This window comes from Pantoea sp. ME81 (assembly GCF_903970985.1).
GTDB classification, from domain to species: domain Bacteria; phylum Pseudomonadota; class Gammaproteobacteria; order Enterobacterales; family Enterobacteriaceae; genus Pantoea; species Pantoea communis.
This window is the reverse complement of the sequence record NZ_CAJCKS010000322.1, coordinates 1-2097: the sequence shown is the minus strand read 5'-3', so window position 1 is coordinate 2097 and position 2097 is coordinate 1. Positions and strand designations below refer to the sequence as shown.

At 50.1% G+C, this 2097-nt stretch carries 3 protein-coding genes; all 3 read left to right on the top strand.

The window, feature by feature from the left end:
• Positions 1-208: integrase core domain-containing protein (locus H7A81_RS26940; protein ID WP_182059302.1), on the top strand; the 208-nt coding region annotated here is incomplete at its 5' end.
• 378 nt (positions 209-586) lie between these two features.
• Complete coding sequence (locus tag H7A81_RS26935) at positions 587-1015, top strand: GFA family protein (RefSeq protein ID WP_182059301.1); 429 nt, start codon at positions 587-589, stop codon at positions 1013-1015.
• 596 nt (positions 1016-1611) lie between these two features.
• A partial coding sequence (locus H7A81_RS26930; protein ID WP_182059300.1) for a DUF2913 family protein occupies positions 1612-2097 on the top strand: 486 nt, incomplete at its 3' end.

Sequence of the window (2097 nt, the reverse complement as noted above, 5' to 3'; positions counted from 1 at the left end):
CCGCTTTCGGGATGAATGCCTGAATGAGCACTGGTTCAGCGATATTCTACATGCCCGGGAAATCATTAATGACTGGCGGCAGGATTATAACGAGTGTCGACCACATTCATCACTGAATTACCTGATGCCGGCTGAATTTGCAGCGGGCTGGCGAAACGGGAAATATGAAGAAAAACCAACCGACATTGGAGTGACCCCGGGCCCATAGACTCCTCCTATGTTCAAAATATAGGGCAGATTTGTCTATGGGCCCGGGGTCACTCCAATTACTAACTGAAGGTGTATCTAATTCTGGGGGCAGGTCAGAAGCTGTAGATCTGCTTTTAAGCGCGTTTCATCAATCGTTCCAGCTTTAGATGGCTGATGAAATTGACCTGGTCTCGTATGTTCAAAACAGATTGTTGTAATCTACTCTCGCTCCTAGCACTCAGGAGTCGCAGTCAAAGCCTAAAGGGCAGCGATGAGCGGATGTTCAGACCGACTGTTAGCTGACTTTGAGTTGCCAAAAAGAGCGATCCTATTCAGTACTAAAAAGATGGTAATGTTTCATAAAAAATCTATTAGGCCTTGCAGGAATGGTTTTGAAATGAATGGATCTTGTTTGTGTGGAACAATTGAATTTAAACTTACTCATAAACCAGCAGTTTTTTATCGTTGTCATTGCTCGCTTTGCAGAAAGCAGAGCGGCGTGGGTTACAATCTCGGCACATTAGTCAAAGACAGTGAGTTTCGCTGGATTAAAGGAAAAAACTGCATTGCTTCATGGTCTAAGCCAACGGGGTACCGTACAGATTTTTGCAATGTATGTGGCTCAACTGTGCCTAACAGTCTGCGAGACGTACCTTATGTCTGGGTTCCTGTTGGTTTAATTGACGGACCTCTTGAAATGGAATGTGTAGGAGACTTCTGCACAGATGATGCAATGCCTTGGGATGAAGCCCGCTCACCTAGTGGCCATGCTGGACCTGTCGAGTCGCTAGCCTCGCTTTTAAAATACTTGAAACTCAATTCCTGAGCGTCAGCAATTGCCACATTGCTGCCCGTCAAGCAATGCCATGACTACAACCTCAGCATCAGTGGGAATTTTTTGTTGGCGATGGTCAAGTAAAACGCAAACGGGTAGCCAAGAGAATGCAAACACCCAAAAGTCCGAGAATGTACTGCGTGGGCGGCCCGTCAAATTCGTCCGATTCCATTCCCTGACTGCCGACCGCGCTCAGCCCTGGCGATCACTTGAAGTCGGCCAGCGCTACTGTAAAGCTCTGATGCTCACGTCGTTCTTAGCTCTTCGTAGCTCACTTCAAATAATTTCAGCTTTTCCTGTCCCATGAAACAGCGGCTGATTGCCGAAAGATGGCGAGTTGATAAATCATCGCGCACACTTTCAGTGTATTAATCAAATTTATGTGTGTTCCCCCCGCGACTGTGTCCGCCAGAGGCAGGACGTAAAGTGGTTTACGACATGAATGCCGGTAGCACCCGCGCACCGTACTGAACTCTTTAAAAATTCCGCACTGCCGTCTGACTGCCATGATTTTACCCTTGAAGGAGACATGGCCTACAATAGCCTGACTGAACATCGTCCTTAAGAAGGCGCAATCAAAGTAATCTATGGATAACAAAGGTAATATGAACGTCAGCCACCTTGCGTGGTGTGGGCTCATCGCCCTGCATACCGCCCGATCGGATGGGATGCTGAATTCCCCCGCGCAGTACAATCTGTTCCTCACCCGCTGGCTGGCGACGGCTGAAAAGCAGCGACGCTTTCCCAGAGAGATGGCCAGTGATATCAGCTGGCTGCTCAGGGAGGGCCGGACCAAAGGCCTGAGCGCCGACCTTCCGGGCAAGCTGGACTACCTGTGGCGGGCAGGAAACGGTAACCTGCAAGCGCAGAATGACCTGTTCAGGCTGCAGCATGCGCTGCATGCACTAAAGCTGACCGGCTGGATTTATATGGTGCTGGCCGGGAGCGAATGGTGTGGCCGCCGGCAGCTGCGGCTCAGCCCGTCAGTCTCCGGTATTTATCTCTGCCGGAGTGCGCTGGACACCGGGTTTGATGAACACGGCCAGCAGCGTATACCGTTGCCTGCGCGCATC